The 22,209-nt window shown below is 58.6% G+C and carries 20 protein-coding genes; 4 read left to right on the plus strand and 16 right to left on the minus strand.

Annotated features, from left to right (window positions below; all coding sequences use genetic code 11):
* Positions 1-36: 36 nt before the first annotated feature.
* Together ACLD1X_RS27290 and ACLD1X_RS27295 are read left to right on the plus strand one after the other, a co-directional pair.
* Positions 37-453, plus strand: a complete 417-nt coding sequence (locus ACLD1X_RS27290) for an OsmC family protein (protein WP_429373122.1) — start codon at positions 37-39, stop codon at positions 451-453.
* A 62-nt stretch (positions 454-515) separates the two neighbouring features.
* On the plus strand, positions 516-1,376 hold the full coding sequence (locus ACLD1X_RS27295; RefSeq protein WP_429373124.1) for a pirin family protein: 861 nt from the start codon (positions 516-518) through the stop codon (positions 1,374-1,376).
* Positions 1,377-1,497: 121 nt separating this feature from the next.
* On the opposite strand, the gene ACLD1X_RS27300 is transcribed toward ACLD1X_RS27295, so the two are convergent.
* From ACLD1X_RS27300 to ACLD1X_RS27315, 4 genes are all read right to left on the minus strand, one after another.
* A complete protein-coding gene (locus ACLD1X_RS27300) occupies positions 1,498-2,226 on the minus strand; it encodes a dienelactone hydrolase family protein (protein WP_429373126.1) in 729 nt (242 codons plus the stop codon).
* Between the two features lie 67 nt (positions 2,227-2,293).
* Positions 2,294-4,198 (minus strand): molecular chaperone HtpG, encoded by a 1,905-nt coding sequence (htpG, locus tag ACLD1X_RS27305; RefSeq protein ID WP_429373128.1) that lies wholly within the window; start codon positions 4,196-4,198, stop codon positions 2,294-2,296.
* Positions 4,199-4,279: 81 nt separating this feature from the next.
* Positions 4,280-4,732: a PaaI family thioesterase gene (locus ACLD1X_RS27310; protein WP_429373130.1), complete on the minus strand. Its 453-nt coding sequence runs from the start codon at positions 4,730-4,732 to the stop codon at positions 4,280-4,282.
* Positions 4,729-5,205: a PaaI family thioesterase gene (locus ACLD1X_RS27315; protein WP_429373132.1), complete on the minus strand. Its 477-nt coding sequence runs from the start codon at positions 5,203-5,205 to the stop codon at positions 4,729-4,731. The genes ACLD1X_RS27310 and ACLD1X_RS27315 overlap by 4 nt, the downstream gene beginning before the upstream one ends.
* Before the next feature lie 158 nt (positions 5,206-5,363).
* Here ACLD1X_RS27315 and ACLD1X_RS27320 point away from each other — a divergent pair, with 158 nt between their 5' ends.
* Entirely contained in the window at positions 5,364-5,627 is a 264-nt protein-coding gene (locus tag ACLD1X_RS27320) for a hypothetical protein (protein ID WP_429373134.1), read from the plus strand.
* Positions 5,628-5,694: 67 nt separating this feature from the next.
* Here the strand turns inward: ACLD1X_RS27320 and ACLD1X_RS27325 are convergent, their stop codons facing one another.
* The 12 genes from ACLD1X_RS27325 to sdhC all read right to left on the minus strand — a co-directional run bounded on the left by ACLD1X_RS27325 (position 5,695) and on the right by sdhC (position 20,138).
* The gene (locus ACLD1X_RS27325; protein ID WP_429373136.1) at positions 5,695-6,096 is read right to left on the minus strand and encodes an MAPEG family protein; all 402 of its coding nucleotides are present in this window, start codon (positions 6,094-6,096) and stop codon (positions 5,695-5,697) included.
* Positions 6,096-6,833: a DUF599 domain-containing protein gene (locus tag ACLD1X_RS27330; protein ID WP_429373138.1), complete on the minus strand. Its 738-nt coding sequence runs from the start codon at positions 6,831-6,833 to the stop codon at positions 6,096-6,098. Before ACLD1X_RS27330 ends, ACLD1X_RS27325 begins: the two co-directional genes overlap by 1 nt.
* A 203-nt stretch (positions 6,834-7,036) precedes the next feature.
* On the minus strand, positions 7,037-8,350 hold the full coding sequence (gene brnQ / locus ACLD1X_RS27335; protein ID WP_429373140.1) for a branched-chain amino acid transport system II carrier protein: 1,314 nt from the start codon (positions 8,348-8,350) through the stop codon (positions 7,037-7,039).
* Positions 8,351-8,777: 427 nt separating this feature from the next.
* Complete coding sequence (gene sucD / locus ACLD1X_RS27340) at positions 8,778-9,659, minus strand: succinate--CoA ligase subunit alpha (protein ID WP_003223019.1); 882 nt, start codon at positions 9,657-9,659, stop codon at positions 8,778-8,780.
* Positions 9,659-10,825, minus strand: a complete 1,167-nt coding sequence (gene sucC / locus ACLD1X_RS27345) for an ADP-forming succinate--CoA ligase subunit beta (protein ID WP_003223015.1) — start codon at positions 10,823-10,825, stop codon at positions 9,659-9,661. The genes sucD and sucC overlap by 1 nt, the downstream gene beginning before the upstream one ends.
* A gap of 196 nt (positions 10,826-11,021) precedes the next feature.
* A complete protein-coding gene (gene lpdA / locus ACLD1X_RS27350; protein WP_007998079.1) occupies positions 11,022-12,458 on the minus strand; it encodes a dihydrolipoyl dehydrogenase in 1,437 nt (478 codons plus the stop codon).
* Positions 12,459-12,556: 98 nt separating this feature from the next.
* Positions 12,557-13,774: a 2-oxoglutarate dehydrogenase complex dihydrolipoyllysine-residue succinyltransferase gene (gene odhB, locus ACLD1X_RS27355; protein WP_429373143.1), complete on the minus strand. Its 1,218-nt coding sequence runs from the start codon at positions 13,772-13,774 to the stop codon at positions 12,557-12,559.
* A 42-nt stretch (positions 13,775-13,816) separates the two neighbouring features.
* Complete coding sequence (locus ACLD1X_RS27360) at positions 13,817-16,648, minus strand: 2-oxoglutarate dehydrogenase E1 component (protein ID WP_429373145.1); 2,832 nt, start codon at positions 16,646-16,648, stop codon at positions 13,817-13,819.
* A 261-nt stretch (positions 16,649-16,909) separates the two neighbouring features.
* On the minus strand, positions 16,910-17,614 hold the full coding sequence (locus ACLD1X_RS27365; RefSeq protein ID WP_003223007.1) for a succinate dehydrogenase iron-sulfur subunit: 705 nt from the start codon (positions 17,612-17,614) through the stop codon (positions 16,910-16,912).
* 11 nt (positions 17,615-17,625) lie between these two features.
* Complete coding sequence (gene sdhA / locus ACLD1X_RS27370; protein WP_429373148.1) at positions 17,626-19,398, minus strand: succinate dehydrogenase flavoprotein subunit; 1,773 nt, start codon at positions 19,396-19,398, stop codon at positions 17,626-17,628.
* A gap of 3 nt (positions 19,399-19,401) precedes the next feature.
* Entirely contained in the window at positions 19,402-19,770 is a 369-nt protein-coding gene (sdhD, locus tag ACLD1X_RS27375) for a succinate dehydrogenase, hydrophobic membrane anchor protein (RefSeq protein ID WP_008017858.1), read from the minus strand.
* On the minus strand, positions 19,764-20,138 hold the full coding sequence (sdhC, locus tag ACLD1X_RS27380) for a succinate dehydrogenase, cytochrome b556 subunit (protein ID WP_043302324.1): 375 nt from the start codon (positions 20,136-20,138) through the stop codon (positions 19,764-19,766). The genes sdhD and sdhC overlap by 7 nt, the downstream gene beginning before the upstream one ends.
* Before the next feature lie 364 nt (positions 20,139-20,502).
* Here sdhC and gltA point away from each other — a divergent pair, with 364 nt between their 5' ends.
* Positions 20,503-21,792, plus strand: coding sequence for a citrate synthase (gene gltA, locus ACLD1X_RS27385; RefSeq protein ID WP_007977501.1), 1,290 nt, complete (start codon positions 20,503-20,505; stop codon positions 21,790-21,792).
* Positions 21,793-22,209 lie beyond the last annotated feature (417 nt).

Genomic DNA, 22,209 nt, shown 5'->3' on the forward strand with positions numbered 1-22,209 from the left:
GATCGAATAAATGTCCTGTCGCTTGCGAGGTTTCCCATGACTGTTACTGTCAACACCGTTTCTGCCGAAGGTTTTCGCCACAGTGTACAAATCGATGACCATGAACTCTTCGCCGACGTACCCGTCACGGCGGGAGGTGAAGGCTCGGCACCGGAACCGCACGATTATTTCGATGCCGCACTGGGCACCTGCAAAGCCCTGACCCTGAAGCTGTATGCGAAGAAGAAAGGCATTCCGTTGACCGGGGTCGGCGTCGAGGTCAAGCGCGACAACAGCCTGGAACAGAAAGGCAAGTACGCGCTGCACGTCAAACTGACCCTCAAGGGCGTGCTCACCGACGACCAGCGCGAAGAACTGCACCGCGTGGCCGATCGCTGCCCGATCCACAAACTGATGACCACGACTGAAGTCAGCATCGAAACGCATTTGTCCGAAGGTGCGTTCAGCCAATAGCGGCAAGGGCTGCGCAAGCGGGTTATGCTCGACCGCATCACCCGCCCAGCCTGGAAAGCACCATGAACACTCCGCTCGTGATTCGCCCCCGCACCGAAGATGTCGAAGGCCAGCCGATTCTCCGCCCGCTGCCATCCGCCAAGTGCCGCAGCGTCGGGCCATTCGTGTTTTTTGATCACATGCTGGAAACCCGTTATCCGCCGGGCAAAGGCATGAACATTCGCCAGCATCCGCACATTGGCCTGTCCACCCTCACCTACTTGTTCCAGGGGCAGATCCAGCACAAGGACAGCCTCGGTTCCGATCAGGTTGTCGATGCCGGCGATGTCAGCTGGATGACCGCCGGCAGCGCCATCGCCCACGTGGAACGCACGCCCGAGGCCTTGAAAGAAAGCGGCTTCACGATGCACGGCTTGCAGATCTGGCTGGCTTCGCCCAAAGACAAGGAACAGGGCCCCGGGCATTACAGCCACCATCCTGCGTCCACATTGCCGGTCAGCGAAAACCTGGGGGTGAAGATTCGCATGATCGCCGGGTCAGGCTTTTGCCTGGAATCACCGGTGCCGGTGCTTTCTCCTACGCTGTACGCGGAACTGCACCTGCAAACGGCGACAACGCTGCTGATCCCCACCGAGCATGAAGAACGTGCGCTGTATGTGTTGAGCGGCGAGGTGCAACTGGAGGGCGAACTGCTGGAGCCCTACACGCTAGTGGTGCTGCCGGCCGGGGAAGAGATGACCCTGTTCGCCGGGAGCGACTGTCATGCCGTACTGTTTGGTGGAGCGCCACTGGACGGACCGCGACGGATCAACTGGAATTTTGTCGCGAGCGATCCGGCGGCGATCGATGAAGCGCGCCGGCGCTGGGCGGCTGGGGACTGGCCGACGGTGCCTGGGGAAGTTGAGCGGATCGAACTGCCTTAGAGTTTTCGCTGCCCGTGATGCCGCTTTCGCGAGCAAGCCCGCTCCCACAGAGGAACCGCATTCCAATGTGGGAGCGGGCTTGCTCGCGAAGAGGCCGGCACTCACACCGACCAAATCATGATCAGCCCTTGAACACTTCATCCAGCAGGTTATGCATCGACGTGAACGCCCGCGCGGCGATCTTCGCGTCATACATCATCATGCCCGGCACCTTGGCGTGCGGGTCGGTGAATGAGTGGAACGCACCACCGTAGCTCAGCAATTGCCAGTCCACACCAGCCGCATTCATTTCATCTTCGAACGCAGGCAACTGCTCCTTCGGCACCAGTGGATCGGAGGCACCGTGCAGCACCAGGACCTTGCCCTTGATGTTTTTCGCATCGTTGACGTCCGGAGTATCGAGGGTGCCGTGGAACGACACAGCCGCCTTCACCGGCGCGCCAGTACGGGCGAACTCCAGGGCGCAGCAGCCGCCGAAGCAGAAACCATAGGTCGCCAGTTTCGACGTATCGACCGCCGCCTCGCCCTGCTTTTGCAGCTGCTCGAACGCCACCTGCATACGCTTGCGCAGCAATGCGCGGTCGTTCTTCAACGGCATCATCGCCGCGCCCGCCTCATCGTTGTTCGCTGGACGAACCGACTGGCCGTAAAGGTCCGCAATCAGCACCACGTAGCCCTTGGCGGCCACCGACTTGGCGATCTCTTCGGCACCGGCACTGACACCCATCCAGTTCGGCGCCATCAACAAGCCCGGGCGCGGGCCTTTGTGGTCGGCATCAAAGGCCAGGCGGCTTTCGTAGGATTGGCCATCGATCTGATAGGCAACGGAACGTACAGTGATTTGGCTCATTTCTGACTCCTAATGTTTTAGCACCGGAATGAAAAAACCCGCCGAAGCGGGTTTTTATACAACGCAGTTAAGCCGATAGCTCGACCAACAGCTTGTTCAGGCGACGCACATAAGCCGCCGGGTCTTTCAAGCTGTCACCGGCCGCCAGGGCCGCCTGATCGAAGAGGATGTGCGACAGGTCGCCGAAGCGCTCGTCGCTCTGCTCGTTGTCGAGCTTCTCGATCAGCGGGTGAGCCGGGTTGAATTCGAAAATAGGCTTCGAATCCGGAACCTTCTGGCCGCTGGCCTCGAGGATTTGACGCATCTGCAGGCCCAGGTCCTGCTCGCCGATGGCCAGGATCGCCGGGGAGTCGGTCAGGCGGTGGGAAACCCGCACTTCGGCAACGGACTCGCCCAATGCAGCCTTCAAACGCTCGACCAGACCTTCTTTGGACTTGGCGACTTCTTCCGCGGCCTTCTTGTCCTCTTCGGAGTCCAGGTTGCCCAGGTCCAGGTCACCGCGTGCCACGTCGACGAAGCTCTTGCCGTCGAAGTCGCTGAGGTAGCTCATCAGCCACTCGTCGATGCGGTCGGTCAACAGCAGCACTTCGATGCCTTTCTTGCGGAAGACTTCCAGGTGCGGGCTGTTCTTGACCTGCGCGTAGGTTTCGCCGGTCAGGTAGTAAATCTTGTCCTGACCTTCCTTGGCGCGCGCCAGGTACTCGGCCAGGCCGACAACCTGTTCGCCATCGTCGCCACTGGTCGATGCGAAACGCAGCAGACCGGCGATTTTTTCCTTGTTGGCGAAATCTTCTGCCGGGCCTTCTTTCATGACCTGACCGAAGTTTTTCCAGAAGCCCTTGTATTGCTCAGGCTCGTTCTTCGCCAGTTTTTCCAGCATGTCCAGAACACGCTTGGTCAGCGCCGACTTCATCGAATCGATGATCGGGTCTTTCTGCAGGATTTCCCGCGACACGTTCAGCGACAGGTCGTTGGAATCGACCACGCCTTTGATGAAGCGCAGGTACAGCGGCAGGAAGGACTCGGCCTGATCCATGACGAACACGCGCTGCACGTACAGTTTCAGGCCCTTCGGCGCTTCACGCTGGTACAGGTCAAACGGTGCACGGCTCGGCACGTACAGCAACGAGCTGTACTCCAGCTTGCCTTCGACCTTGTTGTGGCTCCAGCTCAGCGGGTTTTCGAAATCGTGGGCGATGTGCTTGTAGAACTCCTGGTATTCCTCGTCCTTGATCTCGGTACGCGGACGGGTCCACAGGGCGCTGGCACGGTTGACGGTTTCCCACTCGACGGCCGGTTTCTCTTCACCTTCGGCAGCGGCCACTTCTTTCGGCAGCTCGATCGGCAAGGCGATGTGGTCGGAGTACTTCTTGATGATGTTGCGCAGGCGCCAGCCATCGGCGAACTCGTCTTCACCGGACTTCAGGTGCAGGACGATGCGAGTGCCGCGCTCAGCCTTGTCGATGGTCGCGACTTCAAAGTCACCTTCGCCCTTGGACGACCAGTGCACGCCTTCGCTGGCGGCGCTGCCGGCACGACGGCTGAACACATCGACTTTGTCGGCGACGATGAATGCGGAGTAGAAACCGACACCGAACTGGCCGATCAGGTGCGAATCTTTCTTCTGGTCGCCGGTCAGGTGCTTCATGAAATCGGCGGTGCCGGACTTGGCGATGGTACCCAGGTGGGTGATCGCGTCTTCGCGGCTCATGCCAATGCCATTGTCTTCGAGGGTGACGGTTTTAGCGTCCTTGTCGAAGCTCACGCGGATTTTCAGTTCGGCGCCACCTTCCAGCAGCTCTGGCTTGGCCAGGGCTTCGAAACGTAATTTGTCGACAGCGTCAGAGGCGTTCGAGATCAATTCGCGAAGGAAAATTTCCTTGTTGGAATACAGCGAATGGATCATGAGGTGCAGCAGCTGCTTTACCTCGGTCTGGAAGCCCAGGGTTTCCTTTTGAGTTTCCACACTCATGGTCATCAAACTCCAATCAGATGGCATAAGCCGCGACCTTGAGGGTCGGCGGCGGGTTGTCCTCAGAGTTGGGGGCTGAGTTCAGGATTTCAAGGGCTCCTCGAGTTTGAAATGTGCGCGGGCCGTGGCAATGGGTTCAGCCTCGGTGCTTTGCCAGGCGGTAATCGCCACGTTGGCAACCCGGCGACCCTGGCGGCAAACCTGGCATCGGGCCCAGGTATCGCGAAATTGCCCGGCACGCAGGTAATCCAGGGAGAAGTCGATGATCTTCGGCACCCCGGGCGTGCCGGTAAACACCAGCAGGTGCAGCGCCGCGGCCAGCTCCATGAAACCGGCGATCACACCGCCATGAATTGCCGGCAACAAAGGGTTACCAATGTTGTCCTTGTTCGCTGGCAGCTTGAACAGCAACTCATCGCCCACCCTTGAGCATTCGACGCCAATCAGCCGCGCATAAGGAATCAGATCCAGCAGCGAGGCGTAATCGCCCTGCTCGTGGGCCTTTTGCAATCGGTCCTTCAGAGACTCGCTCATTGCGCACCTCCGGCAACCACGCCACCAAAGCCCTTGGTACCCTTGATGCCCTTGCCCATGCGCATGAAAGTGCCTACCACATGGGCAATGGGTTGCCCGGGGTCATCCTGATAGGCGAAACCACGGGCAAAAATCACGTCGGTGGTCACCCGATAACACTGGGCAAAGCCGTAGACATCCTTATGCGGCTCGGCGGCGTGCATGTAGTCGATGCGCAGGTCGAGGGTCGGGCAGACTTCGAACTCCGGGAGCACGCAGAGTGTCGCCATGCCACAGGCCGTGTCCATCAGCGAAGTCAGCGCCCCGCCATGAATCACGCCGGTTTCGGGATTGCCGACGATCTGCGGGCTATATGGCAGCACTATCGTCAGTCCTTCGCTGCTGGCGCTGTGCACGCTTAGTCCAAGTACCTGACAATGTCGCAGCGCCGACAGAAAGCGCGTCGCACGCTCAAAAACGGGGTTTTCAGCCATTTTATAAAAACTCTTGTTGATGTTCGTACTGAACGGTGGAGGTTCGGCTAAAAGTTCCGCACTAGAACAAACTTATATATCTGAAAGAATTAAGGAACTTAACCCTGATGCGTGGGTTCTTAAGGCCAGTAGATGCTTTTCATCAGGAGAAACACCCCATGCGTAAGACTTTAGCTATTGCCTTGATGTTGACCGCTTCCCTCGGTCTCGCTGCCTGCGATAAAAAATCCGAGGACAAAGCTCAAGATGCTAATCAACATGCTGAGCAAGCCCAGCAAAAAATGAACGAAGCTCAGGATAAAGTGAACGACGCGGCGAAAGAAAACGCCGAAGCCGCCAAAGATCAGGCTCAATCGAACGCCGAAGCGGCAAAAGAGGCTGCTCCAGCCACTCCGGCTGCTCCGGAAGCGCCTAAGAACTAATCCGGTTTTTAGCGCGATAAAAGAAAACCCGCCAAGTGCGGGTTTTCTTTTGTCTTCAAAAAAGCGGTTAGAGTAAAAGCGTTCGAAAAGTCGGACTAATCATCAACAACAGCGAACAGATTAATCCCACCAGCCAAACCATACTGCGCTGCCAGGCCAGGTCCTTCCAGTAACACACCAGGTAAATAACCCGCGAGGCCACAAAGATGATCGCCAGACAGTCGATCAGCCATCCCGCCGTCTGCGTGGTATGCGCCATCAACACACCCACCGCGAACAACATGAAGGCTTCGAAACTATTCTGATGCGCGGCTACTGCCCGGGCGCCCAGGCCTGTGAGTTGCATCTGTTGTTGGCGCGGCAAGTGGTTATCGTAGCCGCCCTGCTCTTTCATGGCGCTGGTAACGGGGATTCGCGCCAGGTAAATCAACACCGCACTGATAAACACGCACCACAATGGAATACTCATCAAGCAGCCTCTTTGATCACCTCCGGCAATGGCGCCTCTGTAGGGGTATAGACCATCACGTCAAGAACGTCGGAATGAAACTCGCGGCGGTACAACACAAACACGACGCCGGCACTCATCAACATGAATAACCATGGGCTGACAAACCAGGCCAGCATGGTCATGCCGAAGTAGTAGGAACGCAGCCCGAAGTTGAACTGGTTGGCGGCCATGGAGATGACGCGGGCCGAGCGGGAAGCGAATGCCTTGCGCTCTTGCTCCGACACATGGCGCTCGCCGACCATCGGCGCCGAACCCACCAGTACCGCCGCAAAGTTGTATTGGCGCATGCACCAGCTGAACGTGAAGAACGCATAGACAAACACCAGCGCCAGGCACAGCAACTTGATTTCCGACATGCCCTGGGACGCCTGTTGCACCATCGGGATATCCGCCAGCAAGGATACCGCGCGCTCCGAAGCCCCCAACACGGTGAGAATGCCGGCCAGGATAATCAGCGTACTGGAGGCGAAGAACGACGCATTGCGCTCCAGATTGCCGATCACGCTGGCATCGGCGATGCGGTTGTCACGCAACAGCATGCGGCGCATCCAGTCTTCACGGTACAGGTGCAGCACGCTGGCCAGGCACGCGGTGTCACGGCCTTTCCAGGTGGCATAGCGGGTGTACCCGCCCCAACAGGTAACGAACCAGACGGCGGCAAGAATGTGGATCAGGTTGGCTTGGATGAACGACATGCGGGTCCTTGTGATGTTATGGCCGGAACACCGAACCTTGTGGGAGCGAGCCGGCTCGCTTCCACATCAGGTCTTGGCAGTCTTTCGACGTTAACTCAATGAAAAAGGCACCGCATCCCCGGATAAAAAAATGCCCCGTATCGATTGATACGGGGCATTTCCGTTGCTGCTCAAGACCCGCTTGTGGCGGGCCGTGAAGCGACTTAAGCCAAGGCCTCGGCGCGCTTGCCCAGCAGGCGATCGCAAACCACGGCGACCACCAGAGTCATTACCGACGGCACCAGCCACGCCAGCCCCTGCTCGCTCAGCGGCAAGTGGGACATCTGGGTCGGCATCCAGTCCGCCAGACCGGCGCCCTTCAGGGCGTCGATCAGGCCAAAGATGAACGATACCAGCATGACCGGGCCGACAATGCGCCCCTGCTCGTGCCAGAAGTCCTTGCAGAAGCTCAGGGCCACCAGGGCGATGCACGGCGGGTAGATCGCGGTCAGCACCGGGATCGAGAACGCAATCAGCTTGGTCAGGCCCAGGTTGGACACCAGCAGGGAGAATGCCGCAAGGATGATGACCAGCGTCTTGTAGGACAGCGGCAACACGCGGCTGAAGTACTCGGCGCAGGCACAGGTCAGGCCGACCGCGGTCACCAGGCACGCCAGCGAAATTAACACGGCGAGGAAACCACTGCCCAGCGAACCGAAGGTGTGCTGCACGTAAGCATGCAATACCGCCGCGCCATTGGTCGCGCCTGCAGCCACTTCATGGCTGCCCGAACCGAGACGGAACAGGCTGACATACACCAGCGCCAGGCCCACACCGGCAATCAGGCCGGCAATGATCGCATAGCGGGTGATCAGTGCTGGCGACTCGACGCCGCGGGAGCGGATGGCGTTGACGATGACGATGCCGAACACCAGGGCGCCCAGGGTATCCATGGTCAGGTAACCATTGATGAAGCCTTGGGAAAACGGTGCGGCCACGTATTCCGGCGTCGCCTGGCCAATGTCACCGGCCGGCAGGGCGAATGCGGCAATGCCCAGCACCGCCAGGGCGATGATCTTCAGCGGAGCGAGGAAGCGCCCTACGGTATCCAGCAAACGGCCCGGATACAGCGAGATGAAGAACACCAGCAGGAAGTACACCGAGCTGTACAGGAACAACGCCAGCGGGCTCTCGCCGGTCAGCGGCGCCAGGCCCACTTCGAACGATACCGTCGCGGTACGTGGCGTGGCGAACAGCGGACCTACGGCCAGGTAGCACGCCGCCGCCAACAGGCCGCCGGCGACTTTACCGATCGGGCTGCTCAACGCATCCATTGCGCCACCGACCTTGGCCAGGGCCACAACGGTGATCACCGGCAGTCCGACCGCGGTGACCAGGAAGCCCAGCGCCGCCATCCAGACATTAGGCCCGGACTGCAAACCGACGATAGGCGGGAAGATGATGTTGCCAGCCCCGACGAACAGGGCAAACGTCATAAAACCAAGCGCCAGGATGTCCTGGCCTTTCAACACTTTCATTAAGGAAATACCACACTACTGAATCGGAATTTAGAGAGGGATTTCCCTATGGGTGAGGGAAATGCTGTCAGTCCGTATAAGACCAACCCTTTTAGCGCGTTGCCGCCTTGTGGGCCGCGGACGCAAAAATGGCGCGTAGCCTAACGAATTTGGCCGACAAACGCACTGTTAGAGGGCGAACATTCCGATCTACGACATTTTCGTGTCGCGTTTATGCATATAAATGGTTGGTGTCTGTAAGTCCGTCTTCGCGAGCAAGCCCGCTCCCACAAGGATTTGTTGCGTCCATAGATTTGGACTACCCCGCAAAACCTGTGGGAGCGGGCTTGCTCGCGAAGAGGCCGGTACCGCCAACACAAATCCCGGAAACGACAAAGGCCACCCGAAGGTGGCCTTTGTTTGGTAAAGCGTCAGTCAAGCACGAGGCTTACTTGACAGCCCAACCAGTCAGCTCGGCCAGGGCCTTGCCGATGTCTGCCAGCGAACGCACGGTTTTCACGCCTGCGTCTTGCAGAGCAGCGAATTTCTCGTCTGCAGTGCCTTTGCCGCCAGAGATGATTGCGCCAGCATGGCCCATGCGCTTGCCCGGAGGAGCAGTCACACCAGCGATGTAGGAAACAACCGGCTTGGTCACGTGTGCCTTGATGTAGGCAGCCGCTTCTTCTTCAGCCGAACCGCCGATCTCACCGATCATCACGATCGCTTCGGTCTTCGGGTCTTCCTGGAACAGCTTCAGGATGTCGATGAAGTTCGAACCCGGGATCGGGTCACCACCGATGCCGACGCAAGTCGACTGACCGAAACCGGCGTCAGTGGTCTGCTTCACAGCTTCGTAGGTCAGGGTGCCGGAACGGGAAACGATACCGACCTTGCCTGGCAAGTGAATGTGACCTGGCATGATGCCGATCTTGCATTCGCCTGGGGTGATCACGCCTGGGCAGTTAGGGCCGATCAGGGTAACACCCAGCTCGTCGCACTTAACTTTAGCGTCCAGCATGTCCAGGGTAGGAATGCCTTCGGTGATGCACACGATCAGCTTGATGCCGCCGAAGGCAGCTTCCAGGATCGAGTCCTTGCAGAAAGGAGCCGGAACGTAGATCACGCTGGCGGTGGCGCCAGTGGCAGCTACAGCGTCTTTCACGGTGTTGAACACTGGCAGGCCCAGGTGCTCGGTGCCGCCTTTGCCTGGAGTTACACCACCAACCATCTTGGTGCCGTACTCGATGGCTTGCTGGGTGTGGAAACTACCTTGCGAACCGGTAATACCCTGGCAGATAACTTTGGTGTCTTTATTGATCAGGACGCTCATTATTTGCCCTCCGCAGCTTTGACAACTTGTTGAGCAGCGTCGGTCAGGCTGGTAGCAGCGATGATGTTCAAACCGCTTTCTGCCAGTACTTTAGCGCCCAGCTCAGCGTTGTTGCCTTCAAGGCGAACAACAACCGGGATTTTCACGCCGACTTCTTTCACTGCACCGATGATGCCTTCGGCAATCATGTCGCAACGAACGATGCCGCCGAAGATGTTGACCAGTACTGCAGCGACGTTAGTGTCGGACAGGATGATCTTGAACGCTTCGGTAACGCGTTCTTTGGTAGCGCCGCCGCCCACGTCGAGGAAGTTGGCTGGCTTGCCGCCATGCAGGTTGACGATGTCCATGGTACCCATGGCCAGGCCAGCACCGTTGACCATGCAACCGATGTTGCCTTCCAGCGCTACGTAGTTCAGTTCGAACTTGGCAGCGTGCGCTTCGCGCGGATCGTCTTGCGACGGATCGTGGAAAGTCTTCAGCTTAGGCTGACGGTACATGGCGTTGGCGTCGATGTTGATCTTGGCGTCCAGGCAGTGCAGATCGCCGTCAGCCTTGATCACCAGCGGGTTCACTTCCAGCAGGGCCAGATCGTGATCCTGGAACAGTTTGGCCAGACCTACGAAGATCTTGGCGAACTGGGCAACTTGCTTGCCTTCCAGACCCAGCTGGAATGCCAGCTCGCGACCCTGGAATGGCTGAGCGCCAACCAGTGGGTCGATAGTGGCTTTCAGAATTTTTTCTGGAGTGTCGTGAGCGATTTTCTCGATGTCCACGCCACCTTCGGTGGAAGCCATGAACACGATACGACGGCTCGAACGGTCAACGACAGCGCCCAGGTACAGCTCTTTAGCGATATCAGTGCACGATTCAACCAGGATCTTGGTGACTGGCTGACCGTTGGCGTCAGTCTGGTAAGTCACCAGACGCTTGCCCAGCCACTGCTGTGCGAAGGCTTTGGCGTCTTCTTTGTTGCGAACCAGCTTGACGCCGCCCGCTTTACCGCGACCACCGGCGTGGACCTGGGCTTTGACAACCCACTCGCTGCCGCCGATTTTGTCGCAAGCTTCTGCTGCTGCTTCCGGGGTGTCTACCGCGTAACCGGTGGAAACTGGCAGGCCGTATTCAGCGAACAGCTGCTTACCCTGATACTCGTGAAGATTCATGCTTATTACCGTCTTCGTTAGGTACTGCGCATTCGGTGCTGCACTCATTCAAGTGCCGCACCACCTGTGACTGCTGCTTGCATAGCCTTTCCGGATACCCGGTGCAGCTATGCAAGACTGCGTCCAGCGGATATTCCGCGGTGAGTCTTGCATGCAAGGCTCACGACGGGCCATTCCGCCGTGGTTTCTTATTGTCTTAACGCTTCTTGCGGTTGGCGATGTGGATGGCGCCGCCATTCACTGCCAAAGCAGCTTCGTGCAAGGCTTCAGACAGGGTCGGATGGGAGAAAACCATCATGCCCAGGTCTTCAGCGCTGGTGCCGAATTCCATACCGATCGCGCCCTGCTGAACCAGTTCTGCGGCGCTTGGGCCAATCACGTGGACGCCCAGAACGCGGTCTGTCTTGGCATCTGCGATGACCTTGACGAAACCACCGGTATCGTTGGCAGCCATGGCACGGCCAGAGGCTGCGAACGGAAAGGTGCCGACGTTAACTTCAACGCCTTCAGCTTTCAAGGCCTGCTCGGTTTTACCGACCCATGCGATTTCCGGGTGAGTATAAATAACCGAAGGAATAAGATCATAGTTCATCTGGGCCTTGTGGCCCTTGATGCGCTCGACAACCATGATGCCCTCTTCCGAGGCCTTGTGCGCCAGCATCATGCCGCGAACCACGTCGCCGATGGCGTAGACGCCCGGTACGGTGGTAGCGCAGTGATCGTCAACGTGCACGAAACCGCGCTCGTCCAGGGTCACGCCGCAGTCGGCAGCCAGCAGATCAGTGGTCACCGGACGGCGACCAACGGCTACGATCAGCTTGTCGAAAGTGATGTTCTGTTCGCCCTTGGCATCGGTGTAGTTCACCACGACTTCGTCGCCGTTCACTTTGGAACCGGTTACGCGAGCGCCCAGCTTGATGTCCAGACCTTGCTTGGTCAGGGTTTTCAGCGCTTCCTTGGAAACAGCGGTGTCCGCTGCCATCAGGAAGGTGTCCAGGGCTTCCAGGACAGTCACTTCTGCACCCAGACGCGACCAGACCGAACCCAGTTCCAGACCGATCACGCCAGCGCCGATCACGCCCAGGCGCTTGGGTACCGATTGGAATTCCAGGGCGCCGGTGGAGTCGACGATCACATTCTGGTCAACCGGAGCTGGCGGAATGTCGATCGGACGCGAACCTGGAGCCAGGATGACGTTTTCGGCTTCGATGATTTCAACCGAGCCGTCTGGCTTGGTGACTTCGACTTTCTTGCCGGCCAGCAGCTTGCCGTGCCCCTGGATGGAGGTCACACCGTTGGCTTTGAACAGGGTCGCAACGCCGGAGGTCAGGCCTTTGACGATGTTGGCTTTACGGCCGACCATCGCTGGCACGTCCATGGTCACGCCAGCGTGATTGATACCGTGGATCGCGAAACCGTCCTGGGCTTCGTGGAATTTCCACGAGCTGTCCAGCAGGGCCTTGGATGGAATGCAGCCGACGTTCAGGCAGGTACCGCCCAGAGCCAGTTTGCCTTCCTTGTCGGTGTACTTCTCGATGCAGGCAGTGGAGAGACCCAACTGCGCGGCCTTGATGGCAGCGACGTAACCGCCAGGGCCCGCACCGATCACTACTACGTCAAATTTCTGCGACATTCAAAAAATCCTCTTTAGCGAAAAGCTTCAAGCCGCGAGCGGCAAGCCAGGCAGCGGGTTTTCCGACAGCCCGGGCTTGCAGCTCATGGCTGCTTCTATCAGATATCCAGCAACAGACGAGCCGGATCTTCCAGCAGGTTCTTGATGGTCACCAGGAAGGTCACAGCTTCTTTGCCATCGATCAGACGGTGATCGTAGGACAGTGCCAGGTACATCATCGGACGGATTACGACCTGACCGTTGATGGCCATAGGACGCTGGATGATGTTGTGCATGCCCAGGATGGCTGCTTGTGGCGGGTTGACGATCGGGGTCGACATCATCGAGCCGAAAGTACCGCCGTTGGTGATGGTGAAAGTACCACCGGTCATTTCGTCCATCGACAGTTTGCCGTCGCGGGCTTTCTTGCCGAAGGTGGCGATGCCGCCTTCGATTTCAGCCAGGCTCATCAGTTCGGCGTTACGCAGAACCGGTACAACCAGGCCGCGATCGCTGGAAACTGCAACGCCGACGTCAGCGTAGCCGTGGTAAACGATGTCGCCGCCGTCGATCGAAGCATTGACAGCCGGGAAGCGTTTCAGCGCTTCGGTGGCTGCTTTCACGAAGAACGACATGAAGCCCAGGCGTACGCCGTTGTGGGACTTCTCGAACAGGTCCTTGTACTTCGAACGCAGCGCCATGACTTCGGTCATGTCGACTTCGTTGAAAGTGGTCAGCATCGCCATGTTCGACTGGGCTTCAACCAGACGCTTGGCCACGGTGGCACGAACGCGGGTCATCGGAACGCGCTTCTCGATGCGGTCGCCAGCGGCGAACACAGGAGCAGCGGCAGCCGGGGCAGCAGCCTTCGGCGCAGCAGCCGGAGCGGCTTTCTTGGCTTCGACAGCGGCAACCACGTCTTCCTTGGTCACGCGGCCGTCTTTGCCAGTGCCTTTGACGGAAGCCAGGTTGATGCCGTTTTCTTCAGCCAGCTTGCGAGCGGCTGGAGCGGCGATAGCGTCTTCGTCAGCACCGGCAGCCGGAGCTGCGGCAGCAGCGGCCGGAGCAGCAGCGGCAGCCGGAGCGGCGGCAGCAGCGCCGCCTTCAACGATGGAGCCGAGGACTTCGTCGGACAGAACGGTGTCGCCTTCGTTCTTGACGATTGCGCCCAGCACGCCGTCAGCGGTAGCCAGCACTTCCAGCACGACTTTGTCGGTTTCGATGTCGACGATCAGTTCGTCGCGCTTGACCGCGTCGCCCGGTTGTTTGTGCCAGGTGGCAACGGTGCCATCGGCAACCGATTCCGGGAAAGTGGGGGCTTTGATCTCGATAGCCATTGTCTGTGGTTCCTTAAATTCGGTTTCAGGTGCGCGAAGGCGTTAAACAGTAAAGGCGTCTTGCAGCAGTTTTTCCTGCTGTTCGGCGTGCATCGATGCGTAACCACATGCAGGTGCAGCAGAAGCCTCACGGCCCGCGTACTCGAGTACGAGAGACTTGCTGAGGGTGCTGATGCTGCGACGCAAGTGGTGTTGGCTGCAGTACCACGCACCCTGGTTCATCGGCTCTTCCTGACACCAGACGGCATGCTTGGCGTTGGTGTAAGGAGCCAGGACTTCTTTCAAGTCGTCCTCAGGGAATGGGTACAGCTGCTCGATACGCACGATGGCGATGTCGTCACGACCTTCGGCACGGCGTTTTTCCAGCAGGTCGTAGTAGACCTTGCCGCTACACAGAACAACGCGCTCGACCTTTTTCGGGTCCTGGGCATCGATTTCCGGGATCACGGTCTGGAACGAACCTTCGGCCAGATCTTCCAGCGTCGAGATGGCCAGCTTGTGGCGCAGCAGCGACTTCGGAGTCAGGACTACCAATGGCTTGCGCAGCGGGCGGATCACCTGACGGCGCAGCAAGTGGTAGATCTGAGCCGGCGTCGTCGGCATGCACACCTGAATGTTGTGCTCGGCGCACAGCTGCAGGTAACGCTCCAGACGAGCCGAGGAGTGCTCCGGCCCCTGACCTTCATAACCGTGCGGCAGCAGCATGGTCAGACCGCACAGACGGCCCCACTTGTGCTCGCCACTGGTGATGAACTGGTCGATAACCACCTGGGCGCCGTTGGCGAAGTCGCCGAACTGGGCTTCCCAGATAACCAGGGCATTCGGCGTGGTGGTCGAGTAACCGTACTCGAACGCCAATACCGCTTCTTCGGACAGGAACGAGTCGTACAGGTCAAAACGCGGCTGACCGTCGTACAGGTTCTGCAGCGGGATGTAGGTGCCCGCGTCTTTCTGGTTGTGCAACACAGCATGACGGTGCGAGAACGTACCGCGGCCGATGTCCTGGCCGGTCATGCGGATCGGGTGACCTTCGAACGCCAGGGTCGCGTACGCCATGGTTTCGGCGTAACCCCAGTTGATCGGCAGGCCGCCGGCTTGCATCTTCTGACGATCTTCGTAGATCTTGGCAACCTGGCGCTGAACCACGAAGCCTTCCGGGATTTCCAGCAGCTTGGCGGACAGTTCCTGCAAGGTCTTGAGGTCAAAGCGAGTGTCGTGACGCGCAGTCCAGGCGTGGCCCAGATAAGGACGCCAATCCACGAACAACTCTTTGTTCGGTTCCTTGACCAGGCTTTTCACTACGTGCAGACCATTGTCCAGTGCGTTGCGATAGTCGTCGACTTTCGCCTGAACGCGCTCTGCATCCAGCACACCGGCCTGAGTCAGACGATCGGCGTACAGCTCACGGGTGGTGCGCTGCTTGGTGATCTGCTGATACATCAGAGGCTGGGTGCCGCTTGGCTCGTCGGCCTCGTTGTGGCCGCGACGACGGTAGCAGACCAGGTCGATCACCACGTCACGCTTGAACTGCATGCGGTAGTCGATGGCCAGCTGGGTCACGAACAACACGGCTTCCGGATCATCACCATTCACATGGAGGATCGGCGCCTGGATCATTTTCGCAACGTCGGTCGCGTACTCGGTGGAACGCGAGTCCAGCGGGTTGCTGATGGTGAAACCGACCTGGTTGTTGATCACGATGTGCACGGTACCGCCGGTCTTGAAACCGCGGGTCTGCGACATCTGGAAGGTTTCCATGACCACGCCCTGACCTGCGAATGCAGCGTCACCGTGGATGGAGATCGGCAGAACCTTCTCGCCGGTCGGGTCGTTACGACGGTCCTGACGGGCGCGAACCGAACCCTCGACCACCGGGGATACGATCTCCAGGTGGGACGGGTTGAACGCCATGGCCAGGTGAACTTCACCGCCGGTGGTCATCACGTTGGACGAGAAGCCCTGGTGGTATTTCACGTCACCGGAACCCAGCTCGACCTTCTTCTTGCCTTCGAACTCGTCGAACAGCTCGCGCGGGTTCTTGCCGAAGGTGTTGACCAGCACGTTCAGACGGCCACGGTGGGCCATGCCGATGACGATTTCCTTGGTGCCGTAGGAACCGGAACGCTGGATCAGCTCGTCGAGCATCGGAATCAGGCTCTCGCCGCCTTCCAGACCGAAACGCTTGGTGCCCGGGTATTTGGTGCCCAGGTATTTTTCCAGGCCTTCGCCGGCGGTCACGCGCTCGAGCAGGTGGCTCTTGATGTCGGCCGAGTACGTCGGACGGCCGCGCACGCTTTCCAGACGCTGCTGGAACCACTGGCGCTGCTCGGAATCGGTGATATGCGTGAATTCAGCGCCGATGGTGCGGCAATATGTCTGCTGCAACGCTTCGTGAATTTCGCGTAGGCTCGCTTCCTCTTTGCCGATGAACAGGTCGCCGGCACGGAAGGTCGTATCAAGATCGGCATTGGTCAAGCCGTAATGATTGATCGACAGGTCTGCAGGTGCAGGACGCTGCCACAGTCCCAGCGGGTCAAGCTGGGCTGCCTGGTGGCCACGCATACGGTAGGCCTGGATCAATCGCAGCACTTCAACTTGCTTCTTCTCGTGCTCACTGCTCACGCTGCCGGCGGAAACCGGTTGGGCGCGGCGCTGGTTCTTTGCCAGCAAGACGAAATGATCGCGAATTGTGGAGTGCGAAACATCGGTGGCAGAGTTGCCGTCGGCAGGCAACTTCTGGAAGTAGGTGCGCCACTCTTCTGGCACAGCGTTAGGGTCGTGCAGGTAGAGCTCGTAAAGCTCTTCCACATAGGCAGCGTTACTACCGGATAGGTAGGCACTGTTCCACATGCGCTGCATCACGCTTTCTTGCATGCTTGGTCACCCTCGGTTAGGGGAACACCATCGGTGTCGACACCGAGCAAACTTGCAGAAGTCCGAATGCAGCGACCAAAACAAGCCACTAGGATCACACTGATAGTCCGGGTACCAGCCCGGATGCCCCTGCTTGTCTCATTTCTTCAAAATAAGAGCCGCAGCCTTTTAAGCTGCTGCTCAGGTTAAAACTACGGCGCCGGTTGAAGCCTGCGCCGCAGCATCTACGGGTACAGCGGTTCTACGGGTACAGCAGCTGAATCACACGCCGCTCGAGAGCAACATGTTACGGATGTGACCGATGGCCTTAGTCGGGTTCAGGCCTTTCGGACATACGTTGACGCAGTTCATGATCCCGCGGCAGCGGAATACGCTGAACGGGTCATCCAGCGAAGCCAGACGCTCGGACGTCTTGGTGTCACGGCTGTCTGCCAGGAAGCGGTACGCTTGCAGCAGGGCAGCCGGGCCCAGGAACTTGTCCGGGTTCCACCAGAAGGACGGGCAGGAAGTCGAGCAGCAAGCGCACAGGATGCACTCGTACAGACCGTCCAGCTTTTCACGCTCTTCAGGGGACTGCAGACGCTCGATGGCCGGAGCCGGCGTGTCGTTCTGCAGGTATGGCTTAACCTTCTCGTATTGCTTGTAGAAGATGCTCATATCGACGACCAGGTCACGGATAACCGGCAAACCTGGCAGAGGACGAACGATCAACTTGTTACCTTTTACGACAGCGGACAGCGGCGTGATGCACGCCAGGCCGTTTTTGCCATTGATGTTCATGCCGTCGGAACCGCAAACACCTTCACGGCAAGAGCGACGATAGGAGAAACCTTCGTCCTGCTCTTTGATCAGGGCCAGTACATCCAGCACCATCAGGTCTTTACCACCGGTATCGACCTGGAATTCCTGCATGAACGGCGCAGCGTCCTGATCAGGGTTGTAGCGATAAACACTGACTTGCAACATGGCGGTCACCCTTAATAAGTCCGGACTTTAGGTTCGAAAGTCGGAACAGTCTTCGGCGAGAAGTTCACGGCACGCTTGGTGACGCGCTTGTCACCCGGGAAGTACAGGGTGTGGCACAGCCAGTTTTCGTCGTCACGGTCTTCGAAGTCTTCACGGGCGTGAGCACCACGGGACTCCTTGCGAACTTCAGCGGCGATAGCGGTAGCTTCGGCCACTTCCAGCAGGTTTTGCAGTTCCAGCGCTTCGATACGTGCAGTGTTGAACGCCTGCGACTTATCGTTGATCTTCACGTTGGCAATGCGCTTGCGCAGATCAGCCAGCTGGGCAATACCCTTCTGCATGTATTCGCCGGTACGGAATACACCGAAGTAGTTCTGCATGCAGCTTTGCAGCTCGCGACGCAGGGTAGCGACGTCTTCGCCGTCGGTACGGTTGTTCAGTGCGTTCAAGCGCGACAGTGCAGCTTCGATATCGGCTTCGGTAGCGTCATCGTATTCGATGCCGTCGGTCAGAGCCTTCTCCAGGTGCAGGCCGGCAGCGCGGCCGAATACCACCAGGTCGAGCAGCGAGTTGCCGCCCAGACGGTTGGCACCGTGAACCGATACGCAAGCCACTTCACCTACCGCGAACAGACCAGGAATGATCTGATCCACGCCTTCGGCGTCCTGGGTGATCGCCTGGCCATGAATGTTGGTGGCAACGCCGCCCATCATATAGTGGCAAGTCGGAACAACCGGAACCGGAGCGACAACCGGGTCAACGTGCGCGAAAGTCTTCGACAGTTCGCAGATGCCTGGCAGACGGCTGTGCAGCACTTCCTCGCCCAAGTGGTCGAGCTTGAGCATCACGTGGTCGCCGTTCGGACCGCAACCGTTACCGGCGATGATCTCTTTAACCATCGAACGGGCAACAACGTCACGACCGGCAAGGTCCTTGGCGTTCGGAGCATAACGCTCCATGAAACGCTCGCCGTGCTTGTTGATCAGGTAACCACCTTCACCACGGCAGCCTTCTGTAACCAGTACACCGGCGCCGGCGATGCCGGTCGGGTGGAACTGCCACATTTCGATGTCTTGCACCGGTACACCGGCACGCAAAGCCATGCCGACGCCGTCACCGGTGTTGATCAGGGCGTTGGTGGTCGAAGCGTAGATACGGCCAGCACCGCCAGTCGCCAGCACGGTAGCCTTGGCGCGGATGTAGGTGGTTTCGCCGGTTTCGATGCAGATCGCGATCACACCGACGAATTCGCCTTCCTGGTTCTTCACCAGATCGACAGCGTAGTACTCGTTCAGGAACACGGTACCGGCTTTCAGGTTGCCCTGATAAAGAGTGTGCAGCAGCGCGTGACCGGTACGGTCGGAAGCGGCGCAAGTACGGGCAGCCTGCCCGCCTTTACCGTAATCCTTCGACTGACCGCCGAATGGACGCTGGTAGATACGACCCTGCTCGGTACGCGAGAAAGGCATGCCCATGTGGTCCAGCTCGTAAACGGCAGCCGGGCCTTCCTGACACATGTATTCGATAGCGTCCTGGTCACCGATGTAGTCGGAACCCTTGACGGTATCGTACATGTGCCAGCGCCAGTCATCGTTCGGGTCGGCGGACGCGATTGCGCAGGTGATGCCGCCCTGGGCGGATACAGTGTGCGAACGGGTCGGGAAAACCTTGGTGATCACGGCAGTCTTGTGACCGCCCTGTGCCAGTTGCAGCGCTGCGCGCATGCCGGCACCGCCACCACCAATAATGATGGCGTCGAAAGAAATCGTTGGAATGTTAGCCATGACTCAGATACCCCAGAGAATCTGCACACCCCAGACGAAGTAAGCGAACATCGCAACGCCGCATACTGCCTGGAAAAGGAAACGCACAGCCGTCGCGGACTTGCCCAGCGCCATTGGCGTCAGGTAGTCGGTCGCGATGGTCCACATGCCGACCCAGGCGTGAGCGCCGAGGGCAACAAGCGCCAGGAGGCTGAAGATACGCATCCCGTTATGGGCGAACAGTTCATGCCACTGGGCGTACTCGAGGCCAGGATGGGCCACGATGTATCCGATCAGGAAAATGAAGTAAGCCGCGAGAACGACCGCAGATACGCGCTGCGCCATCCAGTCATAGAGGCCCGAACGCGACAGGTTCGTGACGTTAGTTACCATATCCAAACTCCTGCCAGAACGATTACCACCACGGAAACGGCGATAACGATTTTCGAGCCCAGCTTGCCGCCTTCCAGCGTCTCGCCGATGCCCATGTCCATGATCAAATGGCGCACACCGGCTACCAGGTGATACAGCAGAGCGGACAGGATGCCCCAAATCACTAGCTTGGCTAGCGGACTGGTCAGACACGCTTTCACCTGACCGAAGCCTTCCTCGGAGCTCAGCGACTTGTCCCATGCGTAAAGCATGATGGCAAGGCACACGAAGAGGATGACACCGGAAATACGGTGAAGAATGGACGTGTAAGCAGTGACTGGGAGTTTGATGGTCCTTAGGTCTAGGTTTACAGGTCGTTGGCTTTTCACGGCTTTTTTTTCACACTGAAGAGCCCCTAACAATCAGGGCAAAGTTGTTGGGGAGTGCACTGGTCAGGTAACCACCACCCAGGGATGCGACCCCCAATGAAAGCAAGCCCAAAAGCCCTTGGCGGTCGGTGGCCGAGTATAGACAGTTAGGCTACTAATGACAACGCAAACACCTAACCCAAACAGCGGATTGCGCAACTGACATAAAAGGCGTAAATGGCAGTCAATTTCGAGGAAAATGTCCGGTTAAAGCCTTCTGGAGCAAGACTTTAGGCAAATTGACATTCGAATTTATCTCACTATAGTGGTGCGGGCCCTGCGTGGGGGGTCTGTCTGATGATTTCAAGCATAAATAGGAGGCCACATGGCTGACAAAAAAGCGCAGTTGATCATCGAGGGCGCAGCCCCCGTCGAGCTGCCCATTTTAACCGGCACCGTTGGTCCCGATGTTATCGATGTTCGGGGCCTGACGGCCACGGGCCGTTTCACCTTTGACCCAGGCTTCATGTCGACCGCCTCGTGCGAGTCGAAGATCACCTATATCGACGGCGACAACGGCATTCTGCTGCACCGCGGCTACCCGATCGAACAGCTGGCTGAAAAGTCGGACTACCTGGAAACCTGCTATCTGCTGCTCAACGGCGAACTGCCGACCGCAGAACAGAAGGCCCAGTTCGTCAGCACCGTGAAGAACCACACCATGGTTCACGAGCAGCTGAAGACCTTCTTCAACGGCTTCCGTCGCGACGCCCACCCGATGGCCGTCATGTGCGGCGTAGTCGGCGCCCTTTCGGCGTTCTACCACGACTCCCTGGACATCAATAACCCGCAGCATCGCGAAATCTCCGCGATCCGCCTGGTTGCCAAGATGCCGACCCTGGCCGCGATGGTTTACAAGTACTCCATGGGCCAACCCATGATGTACCCGCGCAACGACCTGTCGTACGCGGAAAACTTCCTGCACATGATGTTCAACACCCCGTGCGAGATCAAACCGATCAGCCCGGTACTCGCCAAGGCCATGGACCGGATCTTCATCCTCCATGCCGACCACGAGCAGAACGCCTCGACGTCCACCGTGCGTCTGGCAGGCTCTTCGGGCGCCAACCCGTTCGCCTGTATCGCCGCCGGTATCGCTGCACTGTGGGGCCCTGCCCACGGCGGTGCAAACGAAGCCGTACTGACCATGCTCGATGAAATCGGCGATGTTTCGAACATCGACAAGTTCATCGCCAAGGCCAAGGACAAGAACGACCCGTTCAAACTGATGGGCTTCGGTCACCGCGTTTACAAAAACCGCGACCCGCGCGCCACAGTAATGAAGCAGACCTGCGACGAAGTGTTGAAGGAACTGGGCATCCAGAACGATCCGCAACTCGAACTGGCCATGCGCCTGGAAGAGATCGCCCTGACCGACCCGTACTTCATCGAGCGCTCGCTGTACCCGAACGTCGACTTCTACTCGGGGATCATCCTCAAGGCGATCGGCATTCCAACCAGCATGTTCACCGTGATCTTCGCCCTGGCGCGGACCGTCGGCTGGATCTCCCACTGGAAAGAAATGCTCTCCAGCCCGTACAAGATCGGCCGTCCACGCCAGTTGTACACCGGCTACGAGTCGCGTGACATCACCAAGCTGGAAGACCGCAAGTAAGAGTTTTCTTGCTGTAGCGTGTTGAGTTGTACCGGGAACGGCCTCTTATATAGAGGCCGTTTTTGTTTGTGCCTGGCGGTTTTTTGATCGTGGGCAAATCCGTTATTCAGGTAACGGCAACTTATGGTTCCGCCCTTACGGCGGGTTACTTGGAAGAGCCCCAAGTAACCAAGGGCTCTTGCCCCTGACGTTCGGTGCCTCGCCAAGGCTCGGCATTCCCTCGCTCCGGTCCTGCTCCGTGGGCCCGCCGCGATCGGCCATCCATGGCCGTACGCGGCTAACCCGGCATCCATGCCGGGTTGTCCACTGCGCAGAACCTGCGCTCGGCCTCTCGAGGGGGCAAGCAGATCAAAAACCAAAGCAAAAGCCAAAGCGAGGCGGCCTGCTGGCCGGCCTGATCGCGAGCAGGCTCGCGCC

The organism is Pseudomonas sp. 18173 (genome assembly GCF_050432945.1).
Classification (GTDB): domain Bacteria; phylum Pseudomonadota; class Gammaproteobacteria; order Pseudomonadales; family Pseudomonadaceae; genus Aquipseudomonas.